15 protein-coding genes and 1 tRNA gene are annotated in these 19,829 nt (G+C 37.1%); 11 read left to right on the top strand and 5 right to left on the bottom strand.

From position 1 onward, the window contains the following. The first annotated feature begins 31 nt into the window (after positions 1–31). The 3 genes from ACFINW_RS00920 to ACFINW_RS00910 all read left to right on the top strand — a co-directional run bounded on the left by ACFINW_RS00920 (position 32) and on the right by ACFINW_RS00910 (position 2,795). Complete coding sequence (locus ACFINW_RS00920) at positions 32–970, top strand: site-specific tyrosine recombinase XerD (protein ID WP_375629075.1); 939 nt, start codon at positions 32–34, stop codon at positions 968–970. Between the two features lie 78 nt (positions 971–1,048). Beyond that, positions 1,049–2,005 carry an acetyl-CoA carboxylase carboxyltransferase subunit alpha gene (locus ACFINW_RS00915; protein ID WP_375611312.1) on the top strand — a complete coding sequence of 319 codons (957 nt, stop codon included), beginning with the start codon at positions 1,049–1,051 and terminating at the stop codon, positions 2,003–2,005. A gap of 40 nt (positions 2,006–2,045) precedes the next feature. Continuing rightward, positions 2,046–2,795, top strand: a complete 750-nt coding sequence (locus ACFINW_RS00910) for a L,D-transpeptidase family protein (RefSeq protein ID WP_375639912.1) — start codon at positions 2,046–2,048, stop codon at positions 2,793–2,795. Positions 2,796–3,687: 892 nt separating this feature from the next. On the opposite strand, the gene ACFINW_RS00905 is transcribed toward ACFINW_RS00910, so the two are convergent. The 3 genes from ACFINW_RS00905 to ACFINW_RS00895 all read right to left on the bottom strand — a co-directional run bounded on the left by ACFINW_RS00905 (position 3,688) and on the right by ACFINW_RS00895 (position 7,750). Beyond that, positions 3,688–4,749 carry a CobW family GTP-binding protein gene (locus ACFINW_RS00905; protein WP_375639914.1) on the bottom strand — a complete coding sequence of 354 codons (1,062 nt, stop codon included), beginning with the start codon at positions 4,747–4,749 and terminating at the stop codon, positions 3,688–3,690. A 405-nt stretch (positions 4,750–5,154) separates the two neighbouring features. Then, positions 5,155–6,252, bottom strand: a complete 1,098-nt coding sequence (locus ACFINW_RS00900; RefSeq protein ID WP_375611309.1) for a D-alanyl-D-alanine carboxypeptidase family protein — start codon at positions 6,250–6,252, stop codon at positions 5,155–5,157. 691 nt (positions 6,253–6,943) lie between these two features. Further along, positions 6,944–7,750, bottom strand: a complete 807-nt coding sequence (locus tag ACFINW_RS00895) for a lysophospholipid acyltransferase family protein (protein ID WP_375628565.1) — start codon at positions 7,748–7,750, stop codon at positions 6,944–6,946. Positions 7,751–7,879: 129 nt separating this feature from the next. Here ACFINW_RS00895 and thiD point away from each other — a divergent pair, with 129 nt between their 5' ends. Then, on the top strand, positions 7,880–8,734 hold the full coding sequence (gene thiD / locus ACFINW_RS00890; RefSeq protein WP_375612742.1) for a bifunctional hydroxymethylpyrimidine kinase/phosphomethylpyrimidine kinase: 855 nt from the start codon (positions 7,880–7,882) through the stop codon (positions 8,732–8,734). Between the two features lie 1,696 nt (positions 8,735–10,430). On the opposite strand, the gene ACFINW_RS00885 is transcribed toward thiD, so the two are convergent. Then, positions 10,431–10,505, bottom strand: a tRNA-Gly gene (locus ACFINW_RS00885). A 186-nt stretch (positions 10,506–10,691) separates the two neighbouring features. Between ACFINW_RS00885 and ACFINW_RS00880 the strand changes: the two genes are divergently transcribed. The 7 genes from ACFINW_RS00880 (at position 10,692) to ACFINW_RS00850 (ending at position 19,117) form a co-directional block, all read left to right on the top strand. Further along, on the top strand, positions 10,692–11,669 hold the full coding sequence (locus ACFINW_RS00880; RefSeq protein WP_375620923.1) for an ABC transporter substrate-binding protein: 978 nt from the start codon (positions 10,692–10,694) through the stop codon (positions 11,667–11,669). Between the two features lie 63 nt (positions 11,670–11,732). Continuing rightward, the gene (locus tag ACFINW_RS00875; RefSeq protein WP_375639923.1) at positions 11,733–12,629 is read left to right on the top strand and encodes an ABC transporter permease; all 897 of its coding nucleotides are present in this window, start codon (positions 11,733–11,735) and stop codon (positions 12,627–12,629) included. Further along, entirely contained in the window at positions 12,622–13,416 is a 795-nt protein-coding gene (locus ACFINW_RS00870) for an ABC transporter ATP-binding protein (RefSeq protein WP_375612739.1), read from the top strand. The genes ACFINW_RS00875 and ACFINW_RS00870 overlap by 8 nt, the downstream gene beginning before the upstream one ends. 4 nt (positions 13,417–13,420) lie before the next feature. Next, positions 13,421–14,461, top strand: coding sequence for a DNA polymerase III subunit delta (holA, locus tag ACFINW_RS00865; RefSeq protein WP_375673659.1), 1,041 nt, complete (start codon positions 13,421–13,423; stop codon positions 14,459–14,461). Positions 14,462–16,416: 1,955 nt separating this feature from the next. Further along, positions 16,417–17,346, top strand: coding sequence for a prephenate/arogenate dehydrogenase family protein (locus ACFINW_RS00860; protein WP_375620927.1), 930 nt, complete (start codon positions 16,417–16,419; stop codon positions 17,344–17,346). Between the two features lie 409 nt (positions 17,347–17,755). After that, positions 17,756–18,610, top strand: a complete 855-nt coding sequence (locus ACFINW_RS00855) for a YihY/virulence factor BrkB family protein (RefSeq protein WP_375620928.1) — start codon at positions 17,756–17,758, stop codon at positions 18,608–18,610. 30 nt (positions 18,611–18,640) lie between these two features. Next, positions 18,641–19,117 (top strand): YaiI/YqxD family protein, encoded by a 477-nt coding sequence (locus ACFINW_RS00850; protein ID WP_273790302.1) that lies wholly within the window; start codon positions 18,641–18,643, stop codon positions 19,115–19,117. 2 nt (positions 19,118–19,119) lie between these two features. Here the strand turns inward: ACFINW_RS00850 and ACFINW_RS00845 are convergent, their stop codons facing one another. After that, entirely contained in the window at positions 19,120–19,815 is a 696-nt protein-coding gene (locus ACFINW_RS00845) for a TlpA disulfide reductase family protein (protein ID WP_375620929.1), read from the bottom strand. Positions 19,816–19,829 lie beyond the last annotated feature (14 nt).

The following is a 19,829-nucleotide window of genomic DNA, read 5'->3' as shown; positions in this document are numbered from 1 at the left end:
TGGAATCTTTCTACGGAAGCGAATCAATGAAATGAAAAGTGGTGCTGTGATAGATCATTTTCTTGAGATGATGAGTGCGGAGAGAGGGGCTTCGTCTCATACGCTTGCGGCTTATCAGCATGATTTGCAGTGGGCACAAGACGAATTGTCTTCACACTCTGTTTCGCTTTTTTCAGCACAAAAAGAAGATTTAATTACTCTTTTGTCACTTATGCATACTTTTGGTTTTGCGGCATCGTCGCAAGCGCGCCGTTTATCAACTTTGCGTCAGTTTTATCAATTCCTTTATGCTGAAGGGTTGAGAGCAGATGATCCCTCTCATGATATTGATGCACCTCGTCAGAGGCGTCCTTTGCCCAAAATCATGAGTGAAGATACAGTGATAAAATTGCTTGATTTTGCGGAGTTAGAAGTCAATCAAGCAGACTATGGGTCCAAAGGTTATTTCCGTGCACTGCGTCTTCAGCTATTGATTGAAATGCTTTATGCAACAGGGTTACGTATTAGTGAGTTGGTGAGTCTGCCGGTTCAGTCTGTTCGAAGGAATGAATACAGCGTTTTGGTTCGTGGTAAGGGCAAAAAAGAACGAATGGTGCTGTTATCAAAAAAAGCATGCCAAGTTCTTTCACAGTGGTTAAATTTGCGTGATCAGGGAAAGGACGCTACGAGTTCTTATCTTTTTCCTGCGCATTCCGAGACAGGATATATTGCTCGTCAAGTCGTTGCACGAGAGTTGAAAAATCTCGCTAGAAGAGCAGGGATAGGAAGTGATAGCTTTTCTCCCCATGTGTTGCGTCATGCTTTTGCTAGTCATCTTTTGCAAAATGGTGCTGATTTGCGTGCCGTTCAACATTTGTTAGGTCATTCTGATATTGCTACCACTCAGATTTATACCCATGTGTTGGAAGAGGGACTTTATCGTTTAGTCAATGAGCATCATCCACTTGCCGATGAGCAAAAGGCTCGTTAAAGAAAAGGTGATGTTTTTGAAAAAGACTTTATAAAGCAAATTATAAGTGTATAAGTGACACTGAATGAGTTGACACAAATGTATAATTATCTTGATTTTGAAAAACCAGTTGCTGATCTTGATGGGAAAATTCTTGAATTAAAAAAAATTTCTCAGGAAAAAGGCAGTCTTGATATGAGTGACGAGATTGCTCGTCTTGAAACGCGTTCCCAAACAGCGTTGCGCGATATTTATAAAAAATTATCGCCGTGGCAAAAAACACAAGTCGCTCGTCATCCGGATCGTCCCCATTTTATGGACTATTCTAAACGCCTATTGAGTGATGTTACGCCTTTGGCCGGAGATCGCAAGTTTGCTGAAGATGAGGCTATTCAAGCGGGGTTTGCACGCTTTAAAGGTGAGGCCGTTGCTTATATTGGTCAAGAGAAAGGTCACGATACGCAAACACGTTTGCGCTATAATTTTGGTTCTGCACGTCCAGAAGGCTATCGTAAAGCTGTACGTATTATGGAAATGGCTGACCGCTTTGGTTTGCCCCTCCTTACTTTTATTGATACAGCAGGTGCTTATCCTGGGGTAAGCGCTGAAGAACGTGGGCAAGCGGAAGCAATTGCTCAATCAACAGCTACAACTTTGCGTTTGAAAGTTCCTGTGGTTTCCGTTGTTATTGGAGAAGGCGGTTCTGGAGGGGCGATAGCAATCGCGGCTGCCAACAAAGTTTATATGTTGGAGCACGCAATTTACTCTGTTATTTCACCAGAAGGAGCAGCTTCTATCTTATGGCGTGATCCAGCTCGTGCAAAAGATGCTGCAATGAATATGCGTATTACCGCTCAAGATTTGTATCGCTTAAAGATTATTGATGGCATTATTTCGGAACCTTTAGGGGGAGCGCATCGTGGCAAAGAGATTGTCATTGATGCAACGGGTGATGTTATTTCAGAGGCTTTAAAAGCTATGGCTGGAAAAGATGGTCAAGTGCTTAAACAAGAGCGAAGGGAAAAATACCTTCAAATTGGTCGGTCTCTAACATAGGTTATTTTTTGTGAGGGGTGTTGGATTGGAGTTTTATTCGATGACATTTAGCAGATTCCTCGCTGTGTGTGTGTTGTTTGTAATGGGACTATTGGCAGCATGTGAAGGAAGATTACCAGCCTCTATTCGCGCTAAAGTTGAACAGCCGTTGCCGCAAGAAATCAAAAATAGAATGGTTCTGTATGATATAGATCCCTATGCACCGATTATGATGCGGTTTTTTAAGGAAGAAAATCTTGCTGAAGTTTGGAAGCAATCTCGTTCAGGACCTTTTATCTTGGTTGCTCGCTATGGCATTTGCAAATGGTCTGGTAAGCTTGGACCTAAATATAAAGAAGGGGATCTTCAGACACCAGAGGGTTTTTATACTATTAGCGCAAACCAAATGAATCCTTATTCAAAATATTATCTCTCTTTTAATATAGGATTTCCTAACCTTTATGATCAGGAAAATGGTCGCACAGGAAGCAATCTTATGGTGCATGGTTCTTGCTTTTCCGCAGGTTGTTATTCTATGAGTGATAAGAACATGGCTCAGATTTATGCGTTTGCACGGGATGCTTTTAAAGGAGGACAAAGAGAGTTTCAGTTGCAGGCTTTTCCTTTCCGCATGACCGAGGATAATATGTCACGTCATAGCAAGAATCCTCATTATCAATTCTGGGTTATGCTTAAGAAAGGTTATGATTTTTTTGAAAAAAATCGTCAACCTCCAACTGTTGAGGTTTATGAAAAACGTTACGTTTTTAATCGCGATATTGATAAAAATTCAGTTTCTCTAATGCAGTAAGTGTTATTGTATCTTACAGCACCGTAAACACTATCACTTAATAATGGCGATACAGGATATGCAAAAACTTTGCACACAAGGTGTTTAAGTGAGTGGTCAATAGTCTTAAAGTGCAGAGTTTTTTCATAGAGCCTTAATGTAAGTAAATCATATGAAGTGGGAAGCCAAGAGGAATTTTCTCAAAGAAGTTGGATTGTTTGCACATCGGCACTGGTGTCAATCTTCATTTTTAGTGAAGAGTAAGTTAACATAAAATGCACCTCTCTTTTTATTTCTTTCAAAGAGTTTTATTCTTTTATGCTGTAAAATATTGTCTTGTCGTGCTGTTATATAAGATACATTCACATATTTTAAAATGCGATATTGCCTCTGTCTGATTTTGGTTTTTTTCTTAACAGGGATTTTGATTTCAATTAGCTTGAATAAATATAGAGTTGAGCAGAATATTTTAGAACCAAGAATTTGGTCAATCTGTCTGTGAAATGAATCACATGAAGTGGTTTGCAGATGAAGCGCATTTAGAGAGAAAACAATCCGTTTGCAGATTGATGGATATTAAATTTTTTATCATAACAATTTTATTTATAATGATAATTTAGTGTTATTCAAGTTAAATTAGAACCCTGAATACCGTAAGATTCTCTCATTTCAAAGCTGTTCCATGTTGAATAAATAAAAACCATTTGCTTGCACGTTACAAGCGGGGATAACCGCGTGGGTGAAACTGTGCAAGAAAGACTAAAATGCTTTTTACAAACCGTCTAAAATACCAAGGGCTTGTTTCAACATTGGGAATTAGCAAAGTGTGTAATGGTGCCGGTTTGCTCCTTTAAAAGCATAAAGATGGTGGTGCTAATGAATTTAATGTTATATCATTGAAGGGGAGAAAAAATTAAAATTTTATTCCTGGAATGACTAGAGGATTTTCTAAGAGAGCTGTTTTGTCTGCAGTATCTATTGCTGGTTTATTAAAAAAAGCATTGAGAAGCTTTTGTATTGCGTCTTTTTCAACACCATCGGCAATGATGACGAAACGTGTTTGTTTTATTCCTTTTGGCCATGCTGGTAATCTTATGGGAGGATGAAAAAATGTTTGTACGCCATGTAATACAAGTGGGCGATAAGGGTCATCACGCAATGCGATAATTGCTTTAATACGTAATAATTTTGTACCATAACGCTCTTGTAGGAGATCTAAAAAAGCTTCAATTGTGGCGTAATCAACAGGACCCTCACAGTTTAGTGAAAAGGTACGAATGGTTTTATGGGGGGTATGATCATGTGGGGTAGTCGTAAGATTTTGTTTAAGTTTTGTATTTTCTACTTTTTCATCCCATAATGTGTTATTTATTAATAGATTTGAACAGAAATCTTTAGAATGGGCGTCAATGATTTGTGCTGTAGGATTCATTGTTTTAAGTGTGCTAAGGAGTGCATCTGAAAGCGTTTGTGGGTCTCTAAGATCTGTTTTGGTGAGAATGATTTTATCAGCAAATATTAATTGTTTATATATTTCAGGATAGCGCTTACATATGGAAAGTGGACTTAATGTATCAAATGTTGCAAGAACAGCATTTATGGACAATGTTTGAATAAACAATGGGTGGCTTAAAAGTATTTGTAAAATAGGGGCGGGATCAGCCATCCCTGTGGTTTCAATGATAATATGATGGAGTTGTTTGATCTGTCCTGCCTGAACGCGATTTATTAAATCAATTAATGTGTCGATGAGATCACTGCGTAAATTACAGCATAAGCAACCATTGGCAAGCTCAATAATTCCTTCTGTCGTTTTTTCAACCAGAAGGTGGTCAATACTGATTTCGCCGAATTCATTGATGATAACAGCACATTCTGTTAGAAGAGGGTCTTGTAGCATACGGTTGAGCAAAGTTGTTTTGCCAGAGCCTAAAAAACCCGTAATAAGCGTGAGAGGGATGCGCTTTATTTTCATGTTAATCATCAATCATAGTTTTGTTTTTAAAAAATATATCTCAGTATGTCTAACCAATTTATAATGATGTCCGTGAGGGATGTAATGGCTAATCCCTCATGAGATCCATTGTACCACTATCTTTACGCTTATAAAGGTAGGTGCACGTGGGTATATTATACACTTTTAGCGTCAATGTTATGATAATTTTTGGTTCTTGAAAGGACTTATAGGAAGGATTTTTATTCCTTGTTTTAATTATTTTATCTACATGTTCATCCACCTTGTGGCGCGCAAGAGACTGGTTTTATTGATTCAATAAATACAGATTTGAAATGAGAGAATCTTACAATACTTGTGGTTTTGACATAAGGTACAAAATAATTAATTATCATTATAAATCAAAGTATTATAATTAATTGTAGATTATGATTTATGGCTTTTTATAGAATGGTTTGCGTGCCTTTTATACGGAATATAGGGTTTTCTTAGTGGTTTTACTGTCATTTTAGGTGTTTGTGGCGTACGAATGAGGTGTACTGATAAAGGATGAGAAAAAGAAGGTGGAGCAGTGATAAAAGGTGAGGTGAGAATAATATTTCCTTGATCATCATATGAATTTGCATGCATTTTTATGGCTTCAGGTGTGCATGTTTGTTGTCTCATATTGTTGGCTTGTGTTATGTTGCTCCCATAAGGTTTTAATGTTGCTAGTGTTAATTGGGGGCTTCCTTGGTGCAAAAATCCTATTTCAAGAAGTTGTGCAGCTTTTTCTTCTCTTTCACTTATGTTGTTAGCACCTAGAATGACAGCAATAATTGTACGTTTATTGCGGGTGGCTGAGGCAACAAGATTAAAACCAGAGGCACAAATAAATCCTGTTTTCATACCGTCTATCCCATAAAAACGGCCAATGAGGTTGTTTGAGTTATGTTGGATTTTTCGATTATTACCAAAATCAATGGCTGGAATAGAAAAATAATGAGCATATTGTGGAAATTCTCGACGTATTTGAACGGCTAAAAGAGCAATATCGCGTGCCGTGGAGTAGTTTTGAGGATCTGGTAAACCACTTGCGTTCGCAAAATGGGTGCCAAACATGCCTAAACGTTTAGCTTCGCTATTCATTTTACGTACAAAATCTTTCTGTGAACCCGCAACAGCTTCACTCATGGCAATGGCTAAATCATTGGTAGATTTAACCATGGTGATACTTAAGGCTGTATCAAGTGTGAGTACAGAACCAGCTTTATAGCCTGAACGATATGAGGGAGCTTTTGCGGCGTATTCGCTGATGGTGATATGTTTGTTTGGTGAAACTTCCCCTCGGCTCATGGCACGAAAAATAACATAAGCGGTCATTAATTTTGTCAAGGAAGCAGGATACCAACGCTCAAAAGCTTGATTATGTTTTAAGATACGCCTCGTTGTAACATCAACAGAAATAAAAGGCTGCGCTAGAGCAACAGCGCTGGATAAACTCAAAATCACAGAAAAAAATAAATTATAGAAGAGACGTCGCATTAATTTAAATCTAGTTCCCTCTTATTCGTTATTTAGAATTGTTTTAATGTAGCACACAAAGCATTTAAGTCTAGGATAGGAAGGAAAGATGGTTAATTGCTGTATCCGTTGTGTCTGTGGGATAAAAACCAATTCTCATTTTTATTTTCCCCTTGAATTTGGTTTGATGACTTAAGTATCTCAAGAAATACTTTTTAAATAATGAAGATTGTACAAGATTTCAGGCTCTTGGAGGGATTGAATTTCTCAGAAAGGAATGAATCTGCATAATCATGCATTTTTCTTGCTCTCCTGTTAGGATAGCCCTTGGCACTTGAGACGGTTCGTAAAAAGCATTTTAATCTTTTCTTGTATCGTTTTATTCACACAGATATCCCGCTTGTAATGTGTAAGAAAATGATTCTAATTGATTCAACCTAGAATAGATTTGAAATGAGAAAATCTTACGGTATTCAGGGTTCTCATTCAAGTTGAATAACGCTAAAACATCCTTATAAATCAATGAGATGTATGTTATTTAAATGATTTTAAAGAGAGGAAGAATTCTTTTTCAAAAAAATTTACACATTGATCATTTCTTATCATGTACAAGTGTTTTACAATTTTAAATTAGAAAGTTTGAAGTATCTTTCTTATATTTTTGTTCCCTATACTCCGCTCAATATACAAAGTTATGCATTATTCTTATCAATCAGTGCATTGTTTCATGTTGATTTAGTTTTTGAAGTTTCTGAACAGCGTATGGTGGCATAGGAGGAGGGGTAGGGTCTTGAGCTGCTAAGAGAAGCAGTTCATCACACGCTTTTTCAGTTTTTTGGACAAGTTGATCTAGAAAATCACGTTTGCTTAAACCAGCCTCTATCGGGGGAAGAATACGGACACGAATTGTTCCGGGATAGCGGCGAAAATTATTGCGTGGCCAATATAAACCCGCATTATGTGCAATAGGAACAACTTGAAGTCCTAATTCATTATAGAGCGCGACAATTCCCGACTTATAATCTGGTTCTTGACCGGGTTGTCGGCGTGTTCCTTCGGGAAAAATCAAGATTTGGCGCCCTTGTTTTACTTTCTCTTTTGCTTTTTGTATAATCATTTTTAAGGCTTTGATGGGTGTTGTGCGGTTAATGGGGATAATTTGCGTTTTTGCCATATACCAGCCAAACAATGGAATCCACATCAATTCACGTTTTAAAATGAGAGTGGGATCATCAAAATAAGGAACAAGACTGAAAGTTTCCCAAGCCGATTGATGCTTTGGAGCAATGATATAGGGTCCTTTGGGAAGATTTTCTAAACCTTCAATCTCATAACTTGTGCCTGCGATGTATTTTTGCAAAAAGAGTGTAACGCGCGCCCATGTTTTAGGGACAATCCATGCCTTTTTGCGGGGCATTAAAAAATAAACGGGAGCGTAAAGAATCATTTGTATGAAAGTTGTTGTATAAAAAGCGAACGTAAAAAGAATAGAACGAAGGATAAGCACTACATTTTCCATTTTATATCTATAAGAAGACTTCATATATAATATAATTCACATGAGAAAACATCTTCTTTATGTTTTTTCAAGCATCTATTTTTTCGGTAACTCATTTTCCGATATTTAAAAACAGAAGGAAAGAGGTTAATGGAATTACAAAAAGATAAACTTTTTATTCCACGGATTTTATCTATTGCGGGAACAGATCCTTCTGGTGGCGCTGGAATGCAGGCGGATTTGAAGGTTTTTTCAGCTATGAAAACTTATGGTATGAGTGTGGTTACAGCTGTTGTTGCACAAAATACTCAGGGTGTGCGTTCTTTTCAGGCATTAGATGCTTCTTTTGTTGCAGATCAAATTGATTCTGTTTTTGAGGATATCCATGTTGATGCCGTTAAAATTGGTATGGTTGCAAATGCTCAGATTGCACAGGTTATTGCAGAACGTCTTGCTTATCATAAAGCGCGTTTCATTGTTTTTGATCCGGTTATGGTTGCAAAAAGTGGTGATGTTCTTTTAAAGTCTGATGCAATTGAAATTATGCGTGATGTTCTTGTGCCGATGTCAACTTTGATCACGCCAAATTTGCCTGAAGCTGCACTGTTATTGGGGCGTGAAGTGCAATGGTCTTTAGAGACTATGTATCAATATGCTCCACGACTCTTGGCGCTAGGGTGTCATGCAGTTTTGTTAAAAGGGGGACATTTGAATACGCTGACCAAAAATAGTACAGAAAATTACGATTGTTCTAGTCCAGATCTTTATTGTGATTGTGAAAACCTTGTTATACTTGAAGCCTCTCGTCTTTCAACTACTCATGATCATGGGACAGGGTGTACCATTTCTGCTGCCATTGCAGCTCTGTTACCTACCCAACCTTTGGATTGCGCTGTTAAACAAGCAAAAGATTATTTGCATGGCGCTTTAACTGCCTCAGATGCTTTAAAAGTAGGGAAAGGGCGAGGGCCGCTTCATCATTTTTATGCATTATGGAAAGATTAATACAACGGTTGATAGTGAAAAATCTTCACTCTATGAATTTGTTTCGTCATTATATGATGTTTTGGACTTATGACTGATAAATGTTAGCGTATTGTAGCTTAACAGTTATTTTGTATTAAGAAGGATAAGAAAAAATGTTATAATTTGCTTCTTTTATATATTTTTTACGATTAATCTATCCTGTTTTAGAGGCAATTTTGAGTATAAAAAAGAGAGCAAGGAATTGTAAAATCAGGATTTGATAGCAAAAAGAGTAGAGGGAAAGACCTTTTACAAGGCGATATTAAAGCTGGCGGATCCACTATATTCGCTGTTTCTTATATTGGTGGTAAAACAGGATGAGCCAAAATCGTCATCAAAATTATTATATATCTAACATTTACATAGTTTTTGTCGGCATGGATAGGGTTTTCTAAATAGAAATTGATACTTCCTGATGGAATTATCAATGATCTTTCAGGTGATGTGGTAAATTTTTTTCGGATATTACAACGTCATTATCCTTTTTTATGGAACTGCTTTATGAAATTATTGGCGTTTCAGATGAGTAGCCATGAGGAGTTTCAACATTTAATACAGCAAGATCTAGAAACTTTTACGAATTTAGAGCGGACTTTAAGGTTTTTATATTTATAGTGATTAAGCTTTAGCGAGAAGGTAGTCGATTGCACAATCGGATTTTCAATAGACCTGTAGCATATGGTTTAATCTTTTCAAAATTGAATTTTCATTCTGTTGTTTAGCAGAGGTTACCATTAAACATTTAAAATGGTCTGATTTTATTGTGCGCTATGATGGTTTCAATACTTTATGTTACCTTATTTTGATTTGAAGTTATGCTCCTCATGTAAAATAGAATGCATTTATATTGTTAATTCACATGTCTATTTTAAAGAGATTTCTCTCAAAGTGTGTCATATCCATTTTATAATAACGTTCGTGAATGGTCTAAAGCCTCTATGAAGTGTATAAAGCTATTATGCTCCCCATTTTTACGTTTTCAAGGTGAAAGGGGTACTCCTCTATACTATTTTAGCTCCCAATTTTGCGATAATCTTTGGTATTTCAGAGTTTTCAGAAGAAGAGTTTTTATTCCTTTCTTCAAGTGAATTTTATTGATGCCTCAATTTTTTCTGTTATGCGTGAGCAGATGATTGTGAGTGATTTTAATGTATAGAGATTTGAAATGAGATAATCCTATGATATTTTAGACGCTTGCTCAATATGAATAATTATAAATTATCTTTATAAACCAAGTTATTAATTTATTTTTGTATTGAAGATTATTCTGGATAAGAATTTGTTCAAGAAAGAGGATTATCAAATGATGTGCCAGAAATCCCAAAAACTTAATTTACTCTAAATAATAGGTGAAAACAGTTTATTTCGTTTGAAAATAATTACAATTAGCGTGAGAGATTTTTCATCATCGACTGCGATATAGAAAAAGTAACAATACACATAAAAGACCTTTAAATGATCTTTGAAAGGTCTTTGAAGACCCTTTGAGAACCCCTTAAAAACTCTTTGAAAAAAATAAATTGGTACAAAACCTAGTGGCAAAACATACAAAACCTGCTGGCAAGCTACAGTGGAAATATATATATAAAACCTGCTGGCAAGCTACATACATACAGCTACAACAACCGATGACAAGCTATAACTCCACACAAGAACGAATAAATACAAAATTCAATGGAGCGGGCGATGGGATTCGAACCCACGACCCCAACCTTGGCAAGGTTGTGCTCTACCCCTGAGCTACACCCGCTTACCGATTCGATATATGTCTTGTCTGTATGGCGTAGGCTTCTATGAATTGCAACAAAAAAATATCATTTTAGTTTGATTTATTTTGTCCATGTTTCGATAAAATGAAATAAAGATTGATTTTAGAAAATTCTTCAGTCATAAATTATTCCTTTTTTAATTTTTGCATGGAGAGGGGTGGAATATAATGTTGAAGAGAATAAATATATTAGGGATTATCATTGCAACTGTTTTTATGATGAACAGTGTTGCAAAGGCCGATGACCAAGTTAAACACGTTAAAGTTGCAATAACGCAAATTATGGTCCATCCTGCTGCGGATGCTGTTCGTAAAGGTGTGGAAGATGTGCTTGCAGCAAATGGTTATAAGCAAGGTGAAAATTTTCAACTTACCTTTTTATCAGCGCAGGGTAATATTTCAACAGCAACGCAAATTGCGCGTAAATTTGTTGGTGATAAACCCGATGTTATTGTAGCAATTACCACGCCTTCAGCACAAACGATGCTTGCGGCAACAAAAACAATTCCTATCGTCTTTGCAGCAATTTCTGATCCTATCGGAGCTAAAATAGTTTCTTCGCTTACCAAACCTGGCGGTAATATGACGGGGAGTTCTGATCGTATAGATGTTGCAGAAAGTGTTAGACTTTTACAAGAAGTAAAACCAGATTTGAAAAAAATTGGTTATCTTTATAATGCTTCTGAGGCAAATTCTGTTTCGACACTTAAAACGTTAAAGGATGTAGCAAAAAAAGCTGGAATTGAAATTATTCCCTCATCGGCACCAAAGCCTTCAGATGTTCAGGCAGCAACACGCGCTTTAATCGGTAAGGTCGATATTATTTTTGTTCCTGCTGATAATACGATTTTATCTGTTTTAGAAGGTGCAATAAAGGTCTCAGAGGAAGCCAATATGCCTGTATTTACTGTTGATGCTAATACTATCGGGCGCGGGCCTTTTATGACGCAAGGTGTGAATTTCTATGATGTAGGGGTTGATGCTGGGAAATTGGTTGTGCGTATTCTAAAGGGTGAAAAGCCTGGTGATATTGATGTTGTGCAGGCGGCTAATAATGACATTCGAATTGATTTGAAAGCAGCCCAAAAAGCAGGGATTATTATTCCGCAGGCAGTTATTGACCGTGCAACAAAAGTGATTCAATAACTTTTATTGATAGAGTGTTGATACAATAAAAATACGTTAAGTTTTCATGGGGATTGTCTTTACATGAATATATTTGCGTTTTCTGGTGCTGTGGAATTAGGCCTTATTTATGCGTTTGTTGCTATAGGGGTTTATCTTTCATTTCGGGTTTTAGATTTTCCTGATTTAACAGTTGATGGATCGTTTCTTCTTGGTTCCTGTGTCTGTGGTGTTTTGATTCTCTTGGGTTTCAATGCATGGACAGCTATGGCATGCGCTTTTTGTGCAGGTATGGTGGCTGGTTTATTAACAGCTCTATTGAATTTGCGTTTTGGCATTTTGAATCTTTTAGCTTCTATTTTAACAATGTCAGCACTCTATACGGTTAATCTTCGTATTATGGGAATTATGGGAGGGTCTAATGTTAATTTAGCTCTTGCTGATACGGCGTTAACGCCCTTTTATAATCTGTTTGGTTTGTCTGATATTTTTGTGCGTCCTCTTTTCGTTGGTATTGTGTTGCTCGTTATGGCGTTTTTGATTTGGCGCTTTTTGGAAAGTGAAATTGGTCTTGCTATGCGTGCAATGGGCGCTAATCCACGCATGGCGACGGCGCAAGGTGTCCATACATCAGCATTGATATATTTTGGAATGGGGCTTTCCAATGCGTGTGTGGCACTTGGTGGTTCTCTTTATATTCAAACTGCGATTGCAACAGATATTACCGGTGGAATTGGAACAATTGTTTTTGGGTTGGCAGCCGTGATTATCGGTGAAACTCTCTTTCGTACGCGCAATATTTTTTGGATTATAATCAGCTGTATTGTAGGGTCTGTGCTTTATCGTGTGGCGGTGCAATTTGCATTTGAAGCAAATGGCATTGGCATTGATACGTCGACAGATCTTCAGTTGATTACTTCGCTGTTGGTTGTTTTAACCCTTATTGTGCCACGCTATTGGAGGAGGCATAAACGTGATTGAGTTTTTTCATGTTGGGGTCACATTTAAACCGCAAACACCTCTGGAAAAACAGGCTTTAATTGATATTAACCTGAAAATTGATCAGGGTAGTTTTGTTACGGTTATTGGTTCAAATGGTGCTGGTAAATCAACGTTGCTTAGTGTTTTAGCGGGTGCAACGCTTCCCTCAACAGGGAAAGTGGTTATCAATGGACAAAATGTTTCTAGGCAATCAGTCAGTGAACGCGCTGGAAAGATTGCTTGTGTTTTTCAAGATTCGTTAGAGGGAAGTTGTGGTTCTTTAACAATTGAAGAAAATTTGGCTCTTGCTGCTCTTCGAGGAAGTCGTCGTGGTTTGCATGCGGCTTTAAATCATGAGAAACGGCAATTTTTTCGAGAGAAAATTGCTCAATTAGGCATTGGTCTTGAAACATATATTCATAATCCTATGGATAGTTTATCAGGTGGGCAACGCCAAGCAGTTTGTCTTGTGATGGCAACATTAGCACATGCGGATGTTTTATTGCTTGATGAACATACCTCAGCGCTTGATCCTGGAATGGCTGATTTTGTGATGCGGTTGACTGAAAAAATCGTTGAAGAGAAAAAATTAACAACTATTATGGTGACTCATTCTATGCGTCAGGCTCTTGATTATGGCGATCGTACCTTGATGTTGCATGGTGGAAAAGTGATTTTGGATGTCTGTCATGAAGAGCGGAAGGGCTTGGATGTCAATGATTTAATTGGCATGTTTCAGAAAGTTCGCGGGGAAGTTCTTGATGATGATGAACTATTAATGGATTAATAGTGTGGCTCAGAAAAAAGCACATGAAGTTGATCAGTTTCTAATGCGTTTTTCACGTGCTTTTCCTATTGTTCTCATTTATGGGCCAGATCGTGGTCTTATTTGTGAGCGTGCACAATGTTTTGCAAAACTTACACGGGTAGCAATAGAAGATCCATTTTCGACAATTCGTTTGGATGCTGCTGAAATTGATAAAGATCCTGCACGTTTAGAAAATGAAGCGCGTACGTTATCGCTTTTTGGGGGAGATCGTTTGATATGGATCTCTAATGCTGCTAACCAAAAAGGTTTTCTTGCTGCCTTAAAGCTTTTAATTGAAAAGCCGCCAGAAGCTTGTTTTATTCTCATTGAAGCAGGGGATTTAAAAAAAGGAACAGGGTTGCGCAATGCTGTTGAAACGGCATCAAAAGCAATGGCTTTACCTTGTTTTGCCGATGATATGCGTTCTCTTGACGGTTTGATTGATGAGGTTTTAGGGCAGTTTAAGAAGACTCTTTCTTTGGATGCACGTAGATGGTTGCATGAAAATTTAGGGGCGGATCGTCTTGTATCACGCGGTGAATTAGAAAAGCTTTGTCTTTACGCTGCAAATGTTCATATTACTCTTGAAGATGTGAAAGCTGTTGTAAGCGATGTCAGTGCTCTTTCTCAAGATGAAGTCGTTGATGCTCTTTTATTGGGCGATATATCAGGCTTTGAAGCGCATTTTAACCGACATGCAGCAGTGCAGGGGGCACTTTTTTTAATTTTGAGTACAGCTCAAAGGCATTTTCAGCAATTACAGCTATTGCGTTATCAGGTAGAGGTTGAAGGAAATTCACCTTTTACGGTGGTTTCTCAGGCACGCCCTCCCATTTTTTTTCAACGGAAAAAGATCGTTGAACAAGCTTTAAAATATTGGAAGTTAGAACAAATTTCTTATGCAATGGAAAGAATTCAGAGTGCTGTTTTAGACAGTCGTAAAAATCCACTTTTGGGCGAAGCTATCATTCGTCAAGTTTTGTTAGGGCTTACAATTATTGCACGACGCCAGATGGCAGCTTAACAGCCTAGAAATATAATGATTTTTTATTTTTGGTATACCACAGAGGTATTTTCAGTAATTAAAACTGTTATGCTATCAAGTAGAGGTTGATGGAACTTGTATTTTTGAGGATGCATTTTAGGAGCTTGAAAGCTTGATAGAAATTTTTCTTCAAAAGAAATAGTTTATTTTCAAAAGGCCATTTTGAAACAGTTTTATTATTTTGTTGTGTCGTAAAATACTGTTTTTAGGGTAGTGATACGAGGCCCATATCAAATTTTATGTGTTCGATGTTTTTTTGTGTGGGTATTTGGTGAATATTAGGTTGGTTCATAGAGTCTTAATGGAGTAACACCCCCATGTAAAACAGAGTATCTCAAACAACAGAAGACACTTGTATGGTAGATTCATACGCTTTCTTAGAAATATTTTTCAATGCGCGTCATATCTATTTCGCGGCGGTGTTTATGAATGGTGTAGAAGTAAAGTTCCTTGTGAAGAATATAAAACCCATAGAGCAACTCTATCTTTATGCTTAATAAAAGCGCAAGTCGACACTCATTATATACTTTGCTAGCCTCTAATGTTACTACAGTTTTTAGCATTAGAGAGCGTTTTTCATCATTTTTTCTCACATGTCTTCTTGTGACGTGTAGCCAAGAGATTTTAATTGATAAGAGGGTTTGTGATGGAAGAATTTTACAGTATTCGAAGTTATGATTCAAATTGAAAAAAAGTATTATTTTTATAAATCAATGTATTATAGATTAATTGAATCACTTAAAATAGTGAGCCAGAGGAATCTTTTAGACAAGAAAATGAATTGTTTGCAGATCGGTATGAATTAAGAATCTTCATGGGATGAGAAGAAAGTCAAAATAGATTATGATGAAAACCACAGCACCTATGGGGAAACTTTTATGTTTGATACAGAGATGATTATCTTAGCAATGAATGTGTCTCATAAACAGAGCTAGTCATTGTTTATTATTAATAATTTATTATTTTTCATATTAAATCAATCAGAACAATGTCTTTTGCACGTCATAAGTGGGGGGCGTGTGGATAAAAACTGTACAAGAAAGCACTAAAAATGCCTCTTATGAATGCTCTCAAATTCCAAGGTTTTTTGTAACATTGGGGGTAGGAAAATATAATGATAGTGTTTTATTTAAGTGTGAAGAGGGTCGTGCTTAATAGATTTATAGTTATAACATTTACGAACACTGTTGTGAGATAGGCTAGGGAGCGAGATGTCTTTTAAAACAAACCCATGAATTTGTAATCCAAATTTATTCTGTTGAGGGCGTTCTGTTTTACGTGAGGGATGTGATTCCATTAAAGGGATATTCGGTGTTTTTGTTATCAAACTTTTTCTTTATTGAGAGGGCGTGTTTTTCTCATATTTATTTGATTTACGGTATCCGGAATCGGGAGAGGAAAATGTTTTTAATGGTATCTTTTGGTATGCGTTGTTTTACGGTGTTTTCAATATTCGCGAAACTTATGTTGATGTTGTAGGTGGAGGCGCAATACGTTTTATATAGGTCTAATATACAAATTAATGAACGTATCGGGATAATTGGAGAAGAGTTAGTGTCTGCTTACGCTTTTGATGTGTTTTTTTGTGAGTAAATTAGTAAGATAAAGTAAACTGATGGGATTTTATGTAGAGTCGTTGTTATCCTAATTGAGAGTGCATTTTATTTTGTTTCGGTGATGCGCTTTGATCAGTAATTAAGAGGGAGTTTTAGAGCGTGATTTTAGATTTCTCGTCATTTATTTTTTATGTGTTTTCTAGGTAAAGTGATCTGTTGTCAGCTTGCGCAGGTGATAATTGGTAAACTGCGTTATTCTTTATTCCCTAGTTGTCATTTTTTAATGTTTTACGCATAACTCTTGAACAAACAAACAAGAAAATTGTGATTTTACAATTGTCTTTATTGCCATTTGCAAAGAATCTTTGAAGGTGAAAGATGCTCCATATCCAGTTTGAAAAAATAGCACTCATTGGGATCGGTCTGATTGGGTCTTCTTTAGCAAGAGTGATTAAAAAGAAAAATCTTACGGCTCAGATTTCTATTGCAACACGTCGTCCAGAAACCCTGAAAAGAGCGCGTGAATTGGAGCTTGGGGACTTTTATACGACAGATAATGCAAAAGCTGTTGAAGGAGCAGATTTGGTTATTCTTTCTGTTCCTGTTGGGGCTAGTGCAGAAGTGGCAAAAACCATTCGTGATCATTTAAAACTTGGAGCGATTGTGAGTGATGTTGGTTCTACGAAAGCGTTGGTTATTGCGGAAATGGCACCTTTATTGCCAAAAACGGTTCATTTTATTCCAGGGCATCCAATTGCTGGAACGGAATATTCAGGACCGGATGCTGGTTTTGCTGATTTATTTATGAATCGTTGGTGTATTTTAACGCCTTTTGCGGATAGCGATGCTGCTGCTGTCGCACAATTAACAGCGTTTTGGGAAGCTTGTGGTGCGCGTGTCGAAAAGATGGAACCTAAGCATCATGATCTTGTTTTGGCTATTGTTTCACATTTACCCCATTTGATTGCGTATAATACTGTTGGGACAGCGAGTGATTTAGAAAAAGTAACAAATTCAGAAGTGATTGCTTATTCCGCTTCTGGTTTTCGTGATTTTACGCGTTTGGCCTCTTCTGATCCCGTTATGTGGCGGGATATTTGTTTGCATAATAAAGATGCTATTTTAGAAATGTTGGGTCGTTTTAGTGAAGGGCTTGCTTTTTTAGAACGGGCAATTCATTTAGGAGATGGTGAGACACTGTTTAACTTTTTTACACGTACGCGTGCTGTACGTCGCAATATTATTGATGCTGGACAGGAAATTGATGCTCCTGATTTTGGACGTCAGAGTGTTTCTAAAAAAGGGTGAATAAAAGCAAGGGGGGTTGTTGAATTTCGTTGGTTTTTTCTAAAAACCGATAAGAAGTTTTTTCTCTACTCAGTCATAGATTGCAATAAAAAAGAGTGGCGATTGCTCCGATATAGATAACCATGACTTCAAAAGGTTTTATGTGTGCACGATCATCTTGCTTAGTTCTCTATAGGGCATATGATGTACAGAAGAGGTTACTGATCTGTAGAAGTAACAAAAAAATGAAGTCGTTGTAGAACTTCATAGAGTGGGTTATTGTTTTTGTTTTGGTATAAAGTCGGGCTTGACCGTATTGATTATTGACCGTTATATTGCAACATTGCAAAATGTTTATTTGCAGAGTTTTGATGATTTTTATAAAACTTGAAATAGACTGAGGAAGAGTTTTACCAGAAAGTATTGAGTTTTGTTAAAAAATATCTTTTGGTATAGCTATCGTATTTTGTGTGACGCAGTAAGTCATTATTGGCGTGATAGTGGGAGTGCTTTTGCAAGCCATGTTGCGCTATCGGGGCTTTTAGCATTTTTCCCTTTTTTTATTTTTGGAACATCGTTTGCTCGTTTTCTAGGTGCTTTTACCTATACACCGCAGAAAATTAAAGCACTGGTGCAGTTATTGCCTGATGTTATTGCAGAGCCGTTATCTCAGGAAATTGTCAATGTTTTAACCATTCATCGAGGAGGTGTGTTGACGCTTTCTGTCATTGGAACGGCTTATTTTGCTTCTAATGGGATAGAGGCTTTGCGTACGGCTTTAAATAAAGCTTACCGTGTTACTGATCGACGGAGTTTGTTATTTTGTCGTTTTCAAAGTCTGTTTTTTGTAATCCTTGGAGCTGTTGGTCTTGTTGTGATTAGTTTTTTATTGATTCTGGCGCCTTTGTTGATCAAAATTATGCAAAATCATTCTTTTTTTATGACTGAATATATTGCTGTTATTCGTGTATGGCGTTATACAGTTGCAATCGTTATTTTGTTTATCAGTCTTTTGATTGTTCATAAATGGCTTCCAGCAGGGCGGCGGAAAATTATAGATATTTTACCAGGAATAGTGGTGACAATGTTTATATGGTTTATGGCTTCTATCGCTTTTGCGCAATATTTAACGATGTTTGATTATATTTCTACCTATGCAGGGTTGGCATCTATTATGGTTGCTATTATTTTTCTCTACATATTGAGTGCAATTTTTATTTTGGGAGGAGAAATAAATGCGGCGATAATGTTTTATCGCAAGGATTTGCAACATTCAGATGAATGAAAGAGTTTATTATTGCTTGAAAGCCAAGGTATGAATATCCCAATAAAGCCTGCTATCACTTTGTTGATTGATGCGGATGCTTGTCCTGTAAAAGATGAAGTTTATCGTGTGATGAATCGTTATCAGCTTAAGACATTTGTTGTGGCAAATCGTTCTTTGTCCCTTCCAGATGAAGCACTCATTGAAAGAGTGGTCGTTGCTGGTGAATTCAATGGTGCTGATGATTGGATTGTAGAACATGTGCATGAGGCAAGTATCGTTATTACCAGTGATATTCCTTTAGCAGCACGGGTTGTGCAAGCTGGGGGTTTTTGTCTTTCGCCAACGGGGCGTATTTTTGATGTAAATTCAATTGGTCAGGCTTTGGCGATGCGCAATTTGATGGAAGATTTGCGTGGACAGGGCAGTATAATAGGTGGTCCCCGTCCTTTTTCTCGTAAAGACCGTTCTGCTTTTTTGTCAGCACTGGATCTTGTTATACAACGTTTAAAAAGACGCGGTTATTAAAGTTATAGGGCTTCTTTAATGACTGCTTTTATAAGTGCTTTGGCATCGTCATTGGCCCACGGAGCTGCACCATTGAAAGAAGCAATGAGATATCCATCTTTATCAATGAGTAATGTAATGGGGAGTCCTAAAGCGAGCCCCTGTTTTCTAACATTGTTGAAAATATCCATTGTTTCATCGCGATAGTAAAGCAAATTATCTGAATGAATATTCTGTAAAAATTGCTGAATTTTTTCAGGAGAAGCAGTTTTATCGATATTAATAGCTATGACATCAAAGTTTTCTCCACCTAATTCACGTTTTAATTGCGCAAGTTCAGGCATTTCTGTGCGGCAAGGTGCACACCAAATAGCCCATAGATTGACCAGCATTGGTTTTCCAGTAAATTCGCTGAGTGTGTGCTCTTTTCCTAGAATATCCTTGAAAGAGAGTTTATTCATATCTGAGGGCGTATCAGCAAATCGTATGTGGCTAAAAAAGCCTTTTGCTGCTTTTCGTATCGCCATCATTTTTTCTGCTCGTGCTTTATCAGTATTTATTTCTTGTGCTTGTGCTGCTGAAATGAAATTGAAAAGAAAAAACTCTCTTTTGGTATCGTAGTTTATGGTTGCGTATAAACTCAATGCAATGATAAAGAATGCAAGGGAGAGTTGCCTTTTTTTATTGTTTTTTTCGCTGATGAAAATTTGAAAAATCATAATTTTGTCCTTTG

The sequence above is a fragment of the Bartonella sp. AA18HLJMS genome, from assembly GCF_042197245.1.
Taxonomy (GTDB): Bacteria; Pseudomonadota; Alphaproteobacteria; order Rhizobiales; family Rhizobiaceae; genus Bartonella.
The sequence above is the reverse complement of the archived record's forward strand: the minus strand, read 5'-3'. Positions and strand labels throughout refer to the sequence as shown.